This window comes from Arthrobacter psychrolactophilus (assembly GCF_003219795.1).
Lineage (GTDB): Bacteria > Actinomycetota > Actinomycetes > Actinomycetales > Micrococcaceae > Specibacter > Specibacter psychrolactophilus.
The window spans coordinates 234,194-250,526 of the sequence record NZ_QJVC01000004.1 but is presented as its reverse complement, the minus strand read 5'-3'; the positions used below and the strand labels follow the sequence as shown (position 1 = coordinate 250,526).

Genomic DNA, 16,333 nt, shown 5'->3' with positions numbered 1-16,333 from the left:
CTACTCGTTTTCATGTCCGAAAAGTCATTTGATGTGCAAAACAGGAGTGGGTCCCCTTCTGGATGAACGGGACCCACTCCTTATGTCAGCTACGCCTGAGCGTCATATTGCTGCTCTGCGCAACTTATTGGAAATTACCGTGCTGAGCGACGACGCAGCAGCAGGAATGCTGCTCCTCCGAGGACCAGCAGAGCGCCGGCTGCCCCAAAGACAAGTGTGGAGCTTGAAGCGCCGGTGTTAGCCAGCTCATCATCCTTGGGTGCCTTGGTAGCGGGTGCCTTCGTCGGTGCCGGTGCGGCTACCGAGGTCGGAGCCTTTGTTGGCGTCTTTGTTGCAGGAGCAGTCGTAGGCGCCTTTGTCGGAGTCGTCGTCTGCGTAGGCGTCTGTGTCGGCGTCTGTGTCGGAGTCGCGGTCGGCGTCTGCGTAGGCGTCTGTGTCGGAGTCGCGGTCGGCGTCTGCGTAGGCGTCACCGTCGGGGTCGCCGTGGGTTCCTGCGTGGGTTCCTGCGTGGGAGTAGCCGTCGGTGACGGGGTAGCCGGAGGAGTCGTTGGTTCCGGCACTGCCACCACGAACTTGTTCGTGACGCTCGGAGAAGCGTTCCAGTCGGACTTGGTCTGCTTTGCGGTGACCGTGTAGTCGCCATCAGCCAAGGCCGGCGCTACGGTGAAGGACCACTTGCCGTCTGCGCCAACCGTTACGGTTCCCGTGACGTCGCCGCTGAGCTCAACTGCAGCGCCTGCCGTGCCTGTTCCGGAAATAACCGTGACAGGTGCGGTGACCGTGGCATTGTTGGCAGGAGTCGAGATGGCCGGAGCCGCCAGGGTCTCCTTGGCAACCTCGACGGACGCCGTCGTGGTTGCCGAGGTGCTGAAGCCATTCTTGGCCTGCACGGTGATGGGGAAGGTGCCGACGCTGTTGGGCGCTTCGACGCTCCACTTGTCGCCATCAACGGCAACTTCGGTGGTCTTGCCATCGAGGGTGACGGTCACGGTGGTTCCCTCAGGTGCGTCGACAACGGTACCGCTGACGAGATCCTGGCGGTGAACCGGGGCCGTAGTGGTGACCTTGGGTGCCGACAGTGCGATCTTGATGGTGTAGCCAGCGGTGTGGGCCAGTGCATCGGTGAGGCCGACACCATACGTGTAGCCGCCACCGCCGGCGCTGAGCATACCAACTGCCAGTGAGCCGGAAATAATGGCACCACCGGAGTCACCGTGGTCGGCGGTGAGAGACGTGGATTCGAAGCCGCGCACGGCTCGAACATCTTCTGGATCGCTGGCTTGGTTGATGCCATTGACCAAGAACACACCGACTCTGCTCACTGTGCCGCAGCTCCAACCTGTGGTGCGCCCGGACTTGCAGATGTCTGCGCCGACAATGGCGTTAGAAACACCCTTCACAACGGGACCGGATTCCTTCGGTACCGCCGGAGTGGTCCAGTCGGTCACCTTGGCAAGCTGGTTCAAGTCTGGATTGATGCCATCAATGACGGAGACATCCGTACCAATGTTATTCACATTATCGGGGTTGCCGTCCCAGCCCGATGGTGCGGTGGCGGGGGAGTTGTTGGCTCCGCCGAACTGTGAGACACCGAAGGTGCCCAGTGCAACTGTCGGAACATAACCTGCGCCACCAACGGCAGGTTCCTTAGTTGGGTCGGTCAAGGCAGTGTTGGTGGCGGCGCCATCGTTGGTGCAGTGGCCTGCCGAAATGACGGCGGGGTCACCGGCGGCGTTAAAGCCATTCCAACCGATGGAGCAGGAGAAGAGGTAGTCGCCCTGCTGAGAAACATAGCCCTGACCATTCGTGACGTCTGTCGCGAAGGCCTTGGCTGCTCCGGCTGCCGTCTCAACGGCGACGTTGGTGAACGTCGCCGCGAAATCGGCGACTGACTTCGTGGCGGGTGCACTGTAGAAACGTGCTGGGGAGGCCGAGCTGCTGGTGGCGGCCTTGCCTGTCCGGATGACGTAATTACCGTCGGCATCGACCATGATGGCCTGCAGCTCGGTTACGCCGAATTCTGCCGTGTAAGCGGCGAACAAGGAATCAACACTTGCCGCACCCTTAGCGACGCTTAGCGGTGCAGCCTGGACCTTCGTTACGACGACCTTGCTGGTCCCGGCGGCGGCTTTGGCCGCTTCGGGAGCTGTCGTAGTGACCTTGATGGTGTCGCCCTTGACGGAGACGACTGCGGCGGGATCGGTCGTTGCTACTGCGGCTTGAACCTCTGCAGCCTTGGCGGCTACTTCAGCATCGGCGTTGAATTCCTCAACGGTCTTGCCCAGATCCTGCTCGGTGGCTTTAGCCAAACCGGACGGCAGGGCCGTTTCGGTTGCTGAAGGCGTGCCGACTGTCGTGGCAATCGATGAAGGAGTGGTGTCGGTCGTAGGCGCCGCGGTGGCGGCGCTGGCGGCAAAGGTGCCGCCTAGCAAGACCGCCGCCGCGGCGCAGGCCGCACCGCCGCGCTTGAAGAAGGCGCGCTTAGATGCTCGCATATGAGTATTTCCCCCTGAAGAAAATATAAGAATGATCCGTGATGAGATCAGGCGTCAATCGCGCCCGCTATTGCTGGAAAGTCCTGCTGAGTCAAAGTCACGGCAGCCCCATTGGTTAAGCTATCAAATGGAATAAGTGCCTGCAAGATCATTTCGACTATTTCTTAGGATTTCCTGTGAATAGCGTGCGAGCTATTTTCTTAGGGAAAATAGACGATGGCGTAACTCCGCGGCATCGTCCCGTTCGCTCGGAGCCTTCCGCGGAAATTATGAGGTGAGTTCCGGCGACACGAGGGAACAGGCCTGGGAGAGGTCCAAGGAAACCTTCGCGTGCTCGCCGACTGCCTTCATGTCTCCCATATTAAGTGGCGGTCGAGGCTGAGCTGACGCTTGGGACGCGGCTAGCGAGATTCGGTCGACATCATTTACGGCTGCCGTGCCTAATCAAAGTAGTCTTGAGAGGTGAAGGTTTTAGTCATTGGCCCCGGAGGCCGCGAACATGCCATTGTCCGCTCGTTGCTCAGCGACCCCAACGTCAGTGAGGTGCACGCAGCCCCTGGCAATGCCGGGATCGCAGCTATTGTGCCGACCCACGAGGTTAACGCCAGCGACCCTGCAGCTGTAGCCGCCCTGGCGCTGAAGCTAGAAAGCGACCTCGTTGTAGTCGGTCCCGAGGCCCCGCTGGCTGCCGGTGTTTCCGACGCCGTACGCGCGGCCGGGATCCCCGTGTTCGGCCCCAGCAAGGAAGCTGCGCAGCTCGAGGCATCCAAGGCGTTCGCTAAGACCGTCATGGCTGAGGCGCAGGTGCCCACGGCCATGGCTAAGGTGGCCATTAACGCCGCCGAAGCCGCCGACGCTCTCGACGCTTTCGGTGCCCCGTACGTTGTTAAAGACGACGGACTCGCCGCGGGCAAGGGTGTTGTTGTCACGGAGGACCGCGACGAAGCCCTCGCCCACGCACAGTCTTGCTTTGACGTCGGCGGAACTGTCGTTATTGAGGAGTTCCTCGACGGCCCGGAAGTTTCCCTCTTTGTTCTGGCCGATGGCCGCACCGTTGTTCCCTTGGCCCCGGCCCAGGACTTCAAGCGCATCTTCGACGGCGACGAAGGCCCCAACACCGGTGGTATGGGTGCATACTCACCGCTCGAATGGGCTCCCGCCGGTCTGGTACAGGAAGTCATCGACCGTGTTGCACAGCCGACCATCGATGCCATGGCACACCGCGGAACGCCCTTTACCGGCGTCCTGTACTGCGGCCTGGCGTTGACCAGCCGTGGCACCCGCGTCATTGAATTCAACGCCCGCTTCGGTGACCCCGAAACGCAGGCCGTCCTCGCTCGCCTGAAGACTCCCCTCGGTGGTGTGCTCATGGCGGCCGCCAAAGGCCAGCTGGATGAAATCGATGAGCTGCGCTGGGCACCCGAGACGGCTGTCGCCGTCGTGCTGGCTAGCGAAAACTACCCGGATGCACCCCGCACCGGTGACCGTATTCGTGGGCTGAAGAAGGCTAACCGCCTCGACGGCGTGCACGTCCTGCACGCGGGAACGAGCAGCGACGCCGATGGGAACACCATCAGCGCCGGCGGCCGCGTGCTCGCGGTGGTTGGGCTCGGCGTTGACCTGGAGGATGCTCGCGAGCGGGCTTACGCCGGCATCGAGGAAATTTCTCTGGAGGGCGGACAGTTCCGCACCGATATTGCGGCCAAGGCTGCTCGCGGCGAAATCACCGTGGCGGATACCGCCACGCAGGCATAAGGAATTAAGGCATGACTTCAGCAATTCCCGCAGCACCGGCACTTCCCGGCTGGACGCACGTGTACTCCGGCAAGGTCCGGGATCTGTACGTCCCCGCTGCCGTAGCCGCGGATAACGATGGTCCGTTCGCCGGCCGCGAGGACGTTGTCCTGGTGGTCGCCAGCGACCGCATCAGCGCCTACGACCACGTGCTGTCCTCGGAAATCCCGGACAAGGGCCGTATTCTGACCGGCTTGAGCCTGTGGTGGTTTGAGCAGCTCAACGTCCCGAACCATCTCGTGGCCACCACGGTCGACGGCGGCGTCCCGGCTGCCGTGGCCGGCCGCGCCATGGTGTGCAAGAAGCTTGGAATGTTCCCGATCGAGTGCATTTCCCGTGGTTACCTGACAGGATCCGGACTCATCGAGTACCGCGCGTCTCAGACCGTGTGCAGCCTCCCGCTGCCGGCCGGTTTGGAAGATGGCTCCCGCCTTGAAAAGGCCATCTTCACCCCGTCGGCCAAGGCCGAGGTGGGCGAACACGATGAGAACATCACCTTCGAACAGATGGTGGACACGGTTGGCATCGAATCCGCAGAAGCCCTGCGCACGCTGACCCTGGAAATTTACTCGCGCGCCGAGGAAATTGCCCGGGAACGCGGCATCATCCTAGCTGACACCAAGGTTGAATTTGGAACGGACCCGGCCACGGGCGTCATCACCCTCGGCGATGAGGTCCTCACCCCGGATTCTTCCCGTTTTTGGGATGCCGAGCTGTGGGCACCCGGTCAGGCGCAGCCTAGCTTCGACAAGCAGTATGTTCGTGACTGGCTGGCCAGCCCGGAATCAGCGTGGGATCGCGCCTCGGATACACCGCCGCCGGCACTCCCGGCCGACGTCATCGAGCGCACTCGCGCCCGCTATGTTGAAGCCTTTGAACGGCTGACGGGCGTTACCTTCGTCTAGCGGTCATGCGAAGGGGCCGTTGTTACTTTTCTGTCGGGCAACCGGGTCTGAAAAGTAGCAACGGCCCCTTCTGCGTTTAATCCCTTAGTTCCTGATCTCCGCCATGCTCGCCTGCGCTTCGGCGGCTCGCTCGTGTGCTCCTGCCTGAGTGAACTGCTCGTGGGCGCTCTCAAACGCGGCGTAGGCATCGTCAAGACGTGCCATAGCCTGCAGGGTTGATCCGCGGAGCAGGGATGCGTCACCGGCAATGTGTGGCGCTAAGAGTTCGTGCTGGGCGTCAATGACATCCAACAGCTCAAGGGCTCCCTGGAGATCGTCGGTGAGGAAGTTCCAGCGGGCCCGAAGCAGCGAGACTTCCAAAGTCTCGGCCGGCGTCGCACCCACTACCGAGTGGGCAAGTTCGCTCCGTTCAATGGCCTGCAAGGTGGCCGGCTCCACGACGCCAGCCCGGAGTCGCACCCAGGCCGTCGCCTTGTTGAATTGGGCCCAGCGAGACAGATCCGCGGTCGGGGAGAGGAGTCGACTGGCCTTGGCATGGTGCTCTAATCCGGTGCGGGTATCTTGCCGGATAAACGCCACATTGCCGATAACCCAATGAATTTCACCGGCCATCTGTGGTGGCGTTTCATCCGTCACGGCCTCGGCCAGGACCAGGGTGTGGATCCATGCCTCATCGAGCCTGCCCGCCTCGCTCAGGGCCCCGATGAGCGTCTGCAAGGCGAGGAGGTAGGCGCTGAATTCCTCGGGGCTGTCGCCCGAGCCAATCTCCACTGCCGCCGTGGCATGCGAGATCGCCTCGGCCAGCTGCCCGTTAGCTAACATGACGGAGGCCATCACCTGATTGGCGCGAAGAGCTAGCGCATCACTTTCCACCGTAAGGGAATGGCCGAGGAGCTTGCGCAGGTTGGCTGCCGCCTCGGATTGCTCACCGTTTCGCAAAAGTGAGGTGGCCGCCAAGAACGTCATGTGCCACCAAGTCACGGCATCGTCGTTGGCGCAGGCCAGTCGTGCCGCTGCCGTGGCGTTGCTCGCGGCACCGCTGTAATCACGGGTGTCCCAGCTTTGGCGGGCGCAGAGCGAAAGCCGGAGGCATTCACTTTCCTCAGGGAACACGGCTTGATCCCACGCTGCGACGGATGAGGGCGCCAATTGCAGCTGCTCCGCGAGCTGGTTGATGATCTCGGCGGTTGGCTCACGGTGGGCGTTTTCCAACAGAGAGATATAGCTGGCCGAATAGAGCTCGCCTCCCAGTTCTCCTTGGGATAAATTGCGAGACAGCCGTTCGTGTTTGAGCCGATCACCGAAACTGCTGCCCACAGAATTGCTCCTCATTTGACCGAATTGTTGTTAAATTCTAAAGCTTTGATGGCCACCGTGGGCAGATTTAGTGACAAAAGCTGTCTCGATGCGGTGGTCTTGTCCGTTTGGTCAGGGGCCAGCGGCACTCCGCCGCACATATCCAGGCGGTAAAGACGCGCATGGCCCTCCTCTGCGATCAGTGTGAAGCCCGCCGAATCAGCCGCGAGCGTCACTCCCGGGTAGAGGGATCGTGGATCGTTGAAGGCCGGAATGTAGTCGGTCCCAAAGTCCAAGAGGAATCGCACGCCCTCCCGTTTGGCTGCCGCGCACACCTCCTGATCACTGCCCACACGATTGAGCCAGAAACGTAGCGTCACCTGATCTGCGGTGAGGTCGCCTTGAGAGCTATAGGGGAACAACATGTTCCGCCCCGCCAGCGCCATCGCCAGAGCTGATCCGTTGTAAGGATTGTTCGCGATGACGTCATCGGCAGTGGTGTAATCCGCCAGTCGCTTGATCAAGGCCAGCTCCTGCGCATCCACCTGAGCTAGCTCGTCCGGTTCGGCGGGCACGTTGTACATGCGGGCTACCTCGGTCTTGATTTGCCAGATCCCCGGATTGGACAAGACCAGAACGACGGCGAGACTCGCCCTCGCCGCGAGCCTCCCCTGGCGAGTGGCCAGGACCGGGCGACGGAAAATATTGGGGAGGCTGCGCCTGCTCCAGTCAAATAATCTCGTCAATCCGAGGGCGGCCAACGGGACGGCCAGCAGCGGCATGAGCGCACCAATACGCTCCGGATTGTCCCACCATGGCGCCATCACAATATTGGCGACGGGCAGATTTGTCCCTGATGACAAGGGATACGTCAGCGCCAACAAAATGAGCGCGGCCGGCAGCCAGCGCAGCCCGGTGCGACGGAATCCTGCCCAGACGCCAGCTACAACCAAGATCGTCAAAGCGACAGAGGGGAACCAGATGGGAGACGGTGCATGGGTGATATTCCGGAGCAGGGCCAGAGGGAACGACAAAAAGGCCGGGCTGGTGTAGTTAAACAAACTACGAATCTGTGGCAAGGAGTAGAGGACGGCAACAGAGCCCGCCGCCCCGAGAAGGAGGAGCACTGCTCGAGTCGATCCCACACGTCGGCTCGTGGCGAATCCGGTGCGCAGCCAGGCATAGACCAAGAAGGCTAGAAGCGGCGTGAGAACTAGCAAGATACTGAAAATGCCGTTGGGTTGAGCCATGACGGCGCCCGGGAGGAACAACGCCAAAACAGCCAGGGACTGTGCCGGTTCAAGACCGCGATGGCTTGCCGGGCGCAGGATGAGAAGCACTAAGGCAATACCCAAGGGGACCATCGAATTTGAGAGGGAATTCGGATATGCCGAGCCGTACTGCAGTAAAAGCCAGGGAAACGCGGGAAAAGCAGCAGCCAGGATGCCGGTGAACAGCAGCAGGAGAGGGCGTCGGCCAAACAACACGCTCGCCAAGAACACACAGCTCAGTGGCCAGATCACCCCGGCCGTGGCGAGCCACATGAGGTTCGTGGCCGCCGGGATGCTAATTCCGGTCAGGACGACCAATAAGCTTGTTAGCCCGTGCCAGGCCCCTGGATAGAAAGAGGACTTCACGGTTGGCAAGATGAAGCTAGAGATCGCAAAGGAGGATGCGTTGCCGGTCTCCACCGCAAATTTTGTGGCATTGAGGTGGAAGACGGAATCGTAACCCTGAGTGAACGACTCCGGGCTCATCGTCACCGAGACGAGCAACGCCGTCGTTATGACCAAGGCGAGGAAGACGCCGGAGAGGGCAGCTCCTAGCGTTGCTCGTGGGACGCTGCTGGGGATCGCGGTGCGGAGGGCGGGGATGAATCGTTGTGCCAGCCATGCGCCACCGCTTGCGACGACGGTCCCGAGCATCACCACCGGAATGTTCCATGACAGATGGATCAGGGGCGCCACCATGGCGCTGACGGCGATGACAGAGACGGATACCGCGGGTGTCAAACAAACGGCCAGTAACCCGCGGATCCTTAGCGCCGTCAGCACGGCTGCTCCGGGCAGGGCAAGTATCAGAAGCGCCACCGTGAACGCCGGCAGCGCCTCAATCCATGAACTCACCCAGATATCCCTGTCATAAAGTGTTGGGCCGGATCAGACTTTTTTAACGACGCTGGACTTGAGCTTCATGGGGCCGAAGCCATCCACCTTGGCGTCAATGTCGTGACCGTTAACGGGAGTGATCAGGCGAATGTTGCGTACCTTGGTACCGATCTTCAGATCCTGGGGGCTGCCCTTGATCTTCATGGTCTTGACGATGCTGACCGTGTCGCCATCGCTGAGAACATTGCCAACGGCATCCTTGATCACAGTTTCTTGCTCGGTGGCTTCGGCGGCATCTTCTGCGGGGGACCATTCATGGGCGCACTCGGGGCAGACCAAAAGCTCGCCCATTTCGTAACTGTACTCGCTGTTACAAACGGGGCAAGGGGGAAGTGTGTCGTTCATGGGCTCCATTCTAGCCGTTGCGGGTTTTATCTCCGGGTTGTTCACGAGCCCGTGCGTGGCGTGCTCAACTCGTTGTTAGGCATGAAAAAAGCGATGGTATCCATTGGATACCATCGCTTTTTTCATTTGGTCGGGGTGACAGGATTTGAACCTGCGGCCTCGTCGTCCCGAACGACGCGCGCTACCAAGCTGCGCCACACCCCGATCCATTACATTTTCGTTGACCAGTGACGGTCTGGAAAAGCAACCTCTAAAGAATAGCGGATAAGTGCTTAGAATACGAAATCGAGTCACGGAGCACGAGGCTAGCCACCGAAAATTCACTACCGCTAGGGTGCGGTTTTGGCCGTCAGCGTCAGTACTACGGCTTCGGGACGGCAGGCGAAACGGAAGGGGGCCGTGCGAGAGGTGCCGATACCCGCGGAGACGTTGACCGGCGTCGTCCGTCCTTGGCTTTCCCAGTCATGAAGTCCCTTGGCCCGCCAGGTCGGCAGATCGCAATTGCTCACGAGGGCGCCATAGCCGGGCACACAGACCTGGCCGCCATGGGTGTGACCGGCAAGCAGCAGATCGGCACCATCGGCCGTGAAATGGTCCAAGACCCGCTGATACGGGGCATGCACCACCGCAACCTTGACGTGCGGGGCGCTGTTCTGCCCGGCGGCACCCTTCGGCCATCCGGCATAGCGCTCGCGATTCAGGTGCGGGTCATCTACGCCGCTGAAGTCAAAGCGAATGCCCTTTAACGGAATGGACTGCGCCCGGTTCGTCAGATTGACCCAACCGCCCTGACCGAAGCCCGCGTGCAAAGTTTCGGTGTCGAGGGGGACCGGGAGACGCTTATTCTCGTTCGGCAACTTAGAGGGGCCCGAAAAGTATGTCAAGGGGTTCTTGATGCGCGGCGCGAAGTAGTCATTTGAACCGGGAACAAAGACTCCCGGGAATTCCATCAACGGGCCCAGAGCATCCAGAAGCGGGGCGATCGCCTGGGGGTGGCTGAGATTATCGCCGGTATTGACCACCAGATCCGGTTTCAGGGCGGCTAAGCCCTTGAGCCATTCGGTCTTCTTGTGTTGGCCGAGCGACAAATGTATGTCGGAGAGGTGGAGCACCGTGAACGGCGCCGATCCGGGCGGCAAGATGGCCAGCGACTCCTCGCGGAGGGCAAACCAGTGCCGTTCAATGAAGGTGCCATAGGCCACCGCTGTGGCTCCGGCGGCAACGGCAAACCCCGCCGCCGCCCCCAATGTTGCGAGGCGGGACGGGGTTGTGCTCGTGCGTGACATCGTGGCTATGTCCTAGTCCTTCTTCTTGTCATCGGTCTTGACGCTGTCGTCCTTCTTCTCGTCGTCCTTTTTCTCCGACGGTTTGGCCGTTTCAGTTGGCTTCGGCGGGATGACAACAGGCGGGTTGACCATGCTGGCCGGAGGAGCGTCGAAGAAGCTGACGTCATAGTTGCCGCCAATCTGGTTCATATAGCCCTGCCAGGCCTTGCCCGCATAGGTGGCGCCGTCAACATAATCCAGACGCTGGCCGGCAATGAGCTTGCCATTGTTGGAGACCGACTTGTTCTCGGGGCTGCCGAGCCATGAGGCGGTGGCCAGACCCTTGGTGTAGCCAATAGTCCAGGTGTGCTCGGAGTTGTTGGTGGTACCCGTCTTGGCTGCGGCAGCGTACTGCAGCGGGATCTGGTAACCGGAACCGCGGACCAAAACTTCCTGCAGGACACTGGTGACGCCCGCAGCAACTTCCGGCTTGACGGTCTGCTTGCAATTCGCTCCCGGAACCGGCATTGCCTCACCCTTGATGTTTTTCACGGAGACCAAGGCAATCGGATCGCAATGCGTGCCGCCCGACGCGAAGGTGGCAAAGGCCGAAGCCATCGTTAGCGGGGCAACCTCGCCCGAGCCCAGAAGCGAGCTGACGTATTCCACGCTGTACGGCTGCTTGGGATCCTCACCGAGGTGAATACCGGTGGCCGTCATCATCTTCTGGATATTGCACATATCCAATTGGGCGGCCGTGGCAAAGGTTGCCGTGTTCAGAGAGTTGTAAAGCCCCTCACGTGCGGTGAGGCTGCGGTACCAGCCTTCTTCTGCATTCTGAAGATCTGGTGCGGCTTCGGGGTTGGTGCTGTCGTAGATACCGCCGGTGACACCGCAGCTGTTGTTCCACTGGAATCCTGCCGGGTAGCGGCGGACTCCTGCGTTGACCACGTCATTGATGCGGTGGCCGGAGTTAAGCCATTCGGCAAAAGTGAAAGGCTTGATTGTTGAACCCACGTCGAAACCGCCGGCACCGCCAAGCGAGTTTCCATTGATATCGAAGCGGTCCACGTTGAAGTTGTAATCAGAGTTGAACTGCCCCTCGCGGGCGATGAGCTTGGTGTTTTGAGCCATGGCTAGGATCTTGCCGCTAAGAGGCTGCACCGTGACCAGTGCCTGGCCTACATCATCCGGGTTGTCATTAGCGGGCGTAAAGTTCGCGAACTGAGCCTGGGCGGCATCCTGAAGCACCGGATCCAGCGTGGTGGTGATGGTCAAGCCACCCTGCTTCAAGAGCCTGTCCCGGTCCTCAGGGGTCTTGCCATAATTGGGATCATTGAGGATCAAGTTCGTCACGTATTGGCAGAAGTATTCTGCTCGGGTAGCCGTGGTGCAGCCATTCCGGTTTTCCTGGATTTTCAGCCCAATCTCGGCCTTCGTGGCGTCAGCGTGCTGCGTGGCATCGATCATTCCCTGATCGAGCATGCGGTCCAGCACCATATTGCGGCGTGAGAGCGCATTGTCCGGGTTGACCACCGGATCGTAGTAGCTGGGACGGTTGACCACACCGGCCAGCAAGGCGGCCTGAGGCAGCGTCAGATCCTTGGCATGGGTGCTGAAGTAAAAGGAGGATGCGGCTTCGATGCCGTAGTTATTGTTAGCAAAAAACACCCAGTTGAGGTAGCCCTGAAGGATTTCGTCCTTGGACAGCTGCTTATCAACGGCGATGGCGAGCTTGATCTCGCGAACCTTGTCGCCGATGCCCTTACTATCGCCCTGCCTGACCTTCTCCAGCTCACCATTGGCAGCGTGAGTCTGGTTCATGACATTGCTGACGTATTGCTGCGTAATAGTGGAGGCACCCTGGCGTCCACCACCCTGAACCATGGCGGCGACGGCACGCATGAGTCCGCGCGTGTCGATGCCACCGTGCTCTCGGAAACGAGCGTCTTCCACGGCGACGATCGCGTCCTGAATGAAGGGCGAGATGCTATCGAGGGGAACCTCGGTGCGGTTCTGGTCATAGAAGGTAGCTATGACTGAGCCGTCAGCAGCAAGGATTTTCGATGACAGCGCCGGAGTTTCAAACTTCATCTCATCGGGCAGATCGTCAAAAAAAGTGATGGAAGAGGTCGCGGTGCCGCCAGCCAACGCAACGGCCGGAACCATTAGTCCTGCCACCAGCACACCACAAATGGTGCTGATGCCTAGAAACGCGACTAATTTACCCAGAGTTGTGGCGGTATCGAAAATGGGATGTTTTTTTGCTGCCATTTTTCCAGTTTAGCGGCAGGGGATACGCTTTGAGGTATGACCAAATGGGAGTACGCTACGATTCCGCTGATTATCCACGCCACAAAGGCAATTCTTGACCAGTGGGGTGACGAGGGCTGGGAGCTGGTCCAAGTTGTTTCCGGCCCGGATGGCAAGGGCCTTGTTGCATACCTGAAACGAGAGAAGGCTTAACCGTGAGTGACGCGTCAACTCAAGGAATTTCACGCATTGAAGCCCGCCTCGCGGAGCTTGGCCTAGCCCTGCCTGCTGTGGCTGCGCCGGTAGCTGCCTATGTGCCAGCTGTGATCTCCGGAAACCACGTTTACACCTCCGGGCAGCTGCCTTTTGTTAACGGGAAACTCACAGCTTCAGGCAAGGTGGGTGCCGACGTTTCCGCTGAGGACGCAAAAGCCCTCGCCGCCATCTCCGCACTTAACGCTATTGCGGCACTGAAAAGCGTTATCGGTGACCTTGACCGGGTAACTCGCATTGTGAAGGTCGTTGGCTTTGTCGCCTCGGACCCTTCCTTCACGGGCCAGCCGGGCGTCATCAACGGAGCCTCTGAGCTCTTGGGTGAAGTATTTGGTGAGGCGGGAGTTCACTCCCGCTCCGCCGTCGGAGTTTCCGTTTTGCCTTTGGATTCTCCTGTCGAGGTTGAGTTGATTGCCGAATTCCAGTAGCACTCCCGCGGGTTTTAGGCCCGCAGGCAAGAGGTACTTCCCGCTGAATGCAGATCAGCGGGAAGCGGCGGAGACGTGGGTGGAATACGGGGAGCGCACTCCTCGTAAGCCACGCATGGCGTCATCCGTTGTGCTGTTGAAAGACAGCTCGGCTGGCTTGAAAACGTATCTGACGTACCGGCCGGGCGGTTCGCCGCTGGGGACTGTCGCCTTCCCCGGTGGCACTATTGAAGTCGCGGACGACGACGTCACCGACTGGGTGGGCCCCTCGGCGACCGCGTGGGCCAAGAGTCTCGGGACGGACGACATTGGCCTGGCGAAACGCCATGTGGTGGCGGCTATCCGTGAGCTTTTTGAGGAAACCGGTATTTTGCTGGCCGGAACCGATGCTTCCTCTGTCATTGAGGGAATTTCGGGACCCGAATGGATGCGCGCGCGAGAATCCATTGCCGCACAGGAAAGCACCTTCGCTTCCTTGCTAGAGCGTTATGGTCTGGGGTTGCGGACCGATCTACTGAAGCCTTTGAGTCATTGGATCAGCCCGGAATTTGCTCACAGGCGTTTCGACACGCGTTACTTTGCCGCGACACCCCCTGTAAATCAGGAGCCGACGTTGCTGACAAGTAAGGGGGTGTGGGGTCGGTGGGCTTGCGCCTCTGAGATCCTCGCTCAGCGAAGCAACTCAGCCTTGGGTGATGAGATTGGGCTTCCCAACACAACAGCTTTGACGCTGGGCGAGCTTGTTGTGCCTGGCGTGGAGATCATCTTGGAGAAGATCGCGGCGGCGCGTGGTTGTATCGCTTATCTAAACCACAAGCGACCCATCAGTGAATACCAGCCGCGGCTCATCGTTGGCGACGATGGTGGATTCACCCTTGAAGTTGCCACGGCGCCTGCCTCGGAAGGCGGGCTCTGCCGGGAACGTTAGCCGTCTTTGATGGCATTCTTAAAAACAAAAAGCCGATCGGATCAACATTGATCCGATCGGCTTTCTTGTGGGCAGACTTAGCGTGAACGCTGACGCAGACGGTTGACATCCAAGATGACAACGGCGCGAGCTTCCAGACGCAACCAGCCACGCTGAACGAATTCAGCCAGAGCCTTGTTGACGGTTTCACGTGAAGCGCCGACCAGCTGGGCCAGTTCTTCCTGCGTGAGTTCGTGAGCAACCAGGATGCCGTCGGTGGCGGGGCGGCCGAAGCGGTCTGCCAGATCCAGGATGGCCTTGGCCACGCGGCCGGGAACATCCGAGAACACCAGATCGGAGAGGTTGTCGTTGGTGCGGCGCAGGCGGCGAGCCAGAGCCTGCAGCAACTGCATGGACACCTCAGGGCGGTTGCGCAACAAAGCGTTGAGGGACTCATTGCGGAGACCAGCCAGGCGGGTTTCGGAAACGGCGGTTGCCGTGGTGCTGCGCGGTGCGGGATCGAACAACGCCATTTCGCCGAACAGTTCGCCCGGGCCGAGGATGGCAACGAGGGATTCGCGGCCATCGGAAGAGGTGCGTCCCAGCTTTACCTTGCCTGAAACAATGAAGTAGAGCTGATCGCCCTGGTCGCCTTCGCGGAAGACCGAAGCGCCTCGAGACAGATCTACCTCCGCCAGTTCGTCCGTCAGAAGGCGGAATGCCTCATCGTCGAGCGTGGCGAACAGGGGTGCTCGGCGTAGTACTTCGATGTCCATGAAAACTCCTTGCATTATGTAGCTAATCAGTTGTGACCTATTACTGATTGTTTCAGAATTTTTCTGTTTTTGTGACCAATTTGGCATTTGAGGTGTCCGTTGTCAGCATATTGGCAGTTTCGCTACCCTAGAAGACCACTTGTTACTCGGCTTGTGCCGGTAGCATGTGCCACTGAGACGTAATTGCTGCGTCTGACGAACTGAGTTCTGCTCGTGAGGAGCTGTGCGAGACGGTGTTTGGGTTCTCCTGGCTTGATATTTTATTGATTCTCTGGCTCTTATGGCAGCTGATTTACGGCCTGAATGCTGGTTTGGTGGTGGCACTTGGTGGCCTCGCCGGATTTATTGCAGGCGCTGTAGGGGCGTTTTTTGCCGCGCCATTTGTGAGTCAATTTTCGCCGAGTCCGGGGTGGCGAACAGTCATGGTGATCGGCGCTACCGTGCTATTGATCGCCGTCGGGCATGGAATTGGCATGAAACTTGGCCGCGCAATTGGCCGACATGTGAAATCAGACTCAATCCGCTCCATTAACCGAATTTTGGGTGGTGCGTTGAATGTTGTCGTGGGCGCATTGGTTATTTCCATGCTGTCATTTGGGGTTTCCAATTTAGGTATTCCGGCCGTTTCAAAGGCCCTCAGTGACTCTCAAGTCATATCCAAAATCGATGCGTGGACACCGAAACCTGTCAAGGAAGGTGTGGCGCAGGTTCGCTCGTTGGTCCTTGATGAGGGTATTCCGGCACTGCTGAATCCCAACGGCTCCAATGTCGAGGTCGCGGCACCCACCGCCGACACCAACACCGATGCCTGGAATAAGGCCGCGGAATCTGTCATGAAGATTTCCGGGACCGCATTCCAGTGCGGCCAGAACCAAACAGGCACCGGATTTGTCATTGCGCCCGGTCGAGTCTTGACCAACGCGCACGTGGTGGCGGGTGTATCGATGCCCGTGGTCCAAACGCAGCAACAGGGCGCGCTCCCTGCACGTGTGGTGTACTTCGATGCCTCCCACGATGTGGCAGTCTTGGCGGTTGATTCCCTCAACGCCGAGCCTCTGGCCACTGCGGCAACGGTAGGGACCAACACTGAGACAGCCTTCGCCGGGTACCCTCTGGGCGGGCCGCTTCAGGTGCGGGCCGCGACCATCCTCTCGGCCGCACCCATGCTGGTTCCGGATCTTACTGCCGACGCTACGACTCTCCTAGACGTGTACCAATTGGCCGGCAATGTGCAGTCCGGTAACTCCGGCGGACCGCTGCTGGACAGTAACGGCAAGGTGGTCGGCATGATCTTCGCTAAAGCCACCTCGGCCAACAACGTCGGCTTTGCCTTGACGATGGAAGAGGTTGGCCCCATCATCGCCGAGGCACCGTTGCTCAGCAACGCGGTAGCTGCCGGTTCCTGCAAGGTGAGCTAGCCCGCTTGCC

At 59.9% G+C, this 16,333-nt stretch carries 13 protein-coding genes and 1 tRNA gene; 6 read left to right on the top strand and 8 right to left on the bottom strand.

Annotated features, from left to right (window positions below):
* Positions 1-134: 134 nt before the first annotated feature.
* Entirely contained in the window at positions 135-2,495 is a 2,361-nt protein-coding gene (locus CVS30_RS07315) for an Ig-like domain-containing protein (RefSeq protein ID WP_110484671.1), read from the bottom strand.
* Positions 2,496-2,957: 462 nt separating this feature from the next.
* Between CVS30_RS07315 and purD the strand changes: the two genes are divergently transcribed.
* Both purD and CVS30_RS07305 read left to right on the top strand, forming a co-directional pair.
* Positions 2,958-4,250: a phosphoribosylamine--glycine ligase gene (gene purD, locus CVS30_RS07310; protein WP_110484670.1), complete on the top strand. Its 1,293-nt coding sequence runs from the start codon at positions 2,958-2,960 to the stop codon at positions 4,248-4,250.
* An 11-nt stretch (positions 4,251-4,261) separates the two neighbouring features.
* A complete protein-coding gene (locus CVS30_RS07305) occupies positions 4,262-5,194 on the top strand; it encodes a phosphoribosylaminoimidazolesuccinocarboxamide synthase (protein ID WP_110484669.1) in 933 nt (310 codons plus the stop codon).
* A gap of 84 nt (positions 5,195-5,278) precedes the next feature.
* Here the strand turns inward: CVS30_RS07305 and CVS30_RS07300 are convergent, their stop codons facing one another.
* The 6 genes from CVS30_RS07300 to CVS30_RS07275 form a co-directional block, all read right to left on the bottom strand.
* Positions 5,279-6,526, bottom strand: coding sequence for a helix-turn-helix domain-containing protein (locus tag CVS30_RS07300; protein WP_110484668.1), 1,248 nt, complete (start codon positions 6,524-6,526; stop codon positions 5,279-5,281).
* A complete protein-coding gene (locus tag CVS30_RS07295) occupies positions 6,523-8,616 on the bottom strand; it encodes a DUF6541 family protein (RefSeq protein ID WP_110484667.1) in 2,094 nt (697 codons plus the stop codon). Before CVS30_RS07295 ends, CVS30_RS07300 begins: the two co-directional genes overlap by 4 nt.
* A gap of 33 nt (positions 8,617-8,649) precedes the next feature.
* Positions 8,650-9,003, bottom strand: a complete 354-nt coding sequence (locus tag CVS30_RS07290; protein ID WP_110484666.1) for a zinc ribbon domain-containing protein YjdM — start codon at positions 9,001-9,003, stop codon at positions 8,650-8,652.
* 127 nt (positions 9,004-9,130) lie between these two features.
* Positions 9,131-9,207: transfer RNA gene (locus CVS30_RS07285), tRNA-Pro, on the bottom strand.
* A gap of 125 nt (positions 9,208-9,332) precedes the next feature.
* Complete coding sequence (locus CVS30_RS07280; protein WP_110484665.1) at positions 9,333-10,289, bottom strand: metallophosphoesterase; 957 nt, start codon at positions 10,287-10,289, stop codon at positions 9,333-9,335.
* 12 nt (positions 10,290-10,301) lie between these two features.
* A complete protein-coding gene (locus tag CVS30_RS07275) occupies positions 10,302-12,542 on the bottom strand; it encodes a transglycosylase domain-containing protein (RefSeq protein WP_110484664.1) in 2,241 nt (746 codons plus the stop codon).
* Positions 12,543-12,578: 36 nt separating this feature from the next.
* Between CVS30_RS07275 and sp36 the strand changes: the two genes are divergently transcribed.
* The 3 genes from sp36 to CVS30_RS07265 all read left to right on the top strand — a co-directional run bounded on the left by sp36 (position 12,579) and on the right by CVS30_RS07265 (position 14,150).
* Positions 12,579-12,734: a Sp36 family protein gene (sp36, locus tag CVS30_RS17945; RefSeq protein ID WP_181419719.1), complete on the top strand. Its 156-nt coding sequence runs from the start codon at positions 12,579-12,581 to the stop codon at positions 12,732-12,734.
* Between the two features lie 2 nt (positions 12,735-12,736).
* On the top strand, positions 12,737-13,222 hold the full coding sequence (locus tag CVS30_RS07270) for a RidA family protein (RefSeq protein WP_110484663.1): 486 nt from the start codon (positions 12,737-12,739) through the stop codon (positions 13,220-13,222).
* A gap of 115 nt (positions 13,223-13,337) precedes the next feature.
* The gene (locus tag CVS30_RS07265; protein ID WP_245934482.1) at positions 13,338-14,150 is read left to right on the top strand and encodes an NUDIX hydrolase; all 813 of its coding nucleotides are present in this window, start codon (positions 13,338-13,340) and stop codon (positions 14,148-14,150) included.
* 77 nt (positions 14,151-14,227) lie between these two features.
* Here CVS30_RS07265 and CVS30_RS07260 read toward each other — a convergent pair whose 3' ends face one another.
* Positions 14,228-14,905, bottom strand: a complete 678-nt coding sequence (locus tag CVS30_RS07260; RefSeq protein WP_110484662.1) for a Crp/Fnr family transcriptional regulator — start codon at positions 14,903-14,905, stop codon at positions 14,228-14,230.
* A 233-nt stretch (positions 14,906-15,138) separates the two neighbouring features.
* On the opposite strand from CVS30_RS07260, the gene CVS30_RS07255 reads away from it, so the two are divergent.
* The gene (locus tag CVS30_RS07255) at positions 15,139-16,323 is read left to right on the top strand and encodes a MarP family serine protease (RefSeq protein ID WP_110484661.1); all 1,185 of its coding nucleotides are present in this window, start codon (positions 15,139-15,141) and stop codon (positions 16,321-16,323) included.
* The last annotated feature ends 10 nt before the right edge of the window (positions 16,324-16,333 follow it).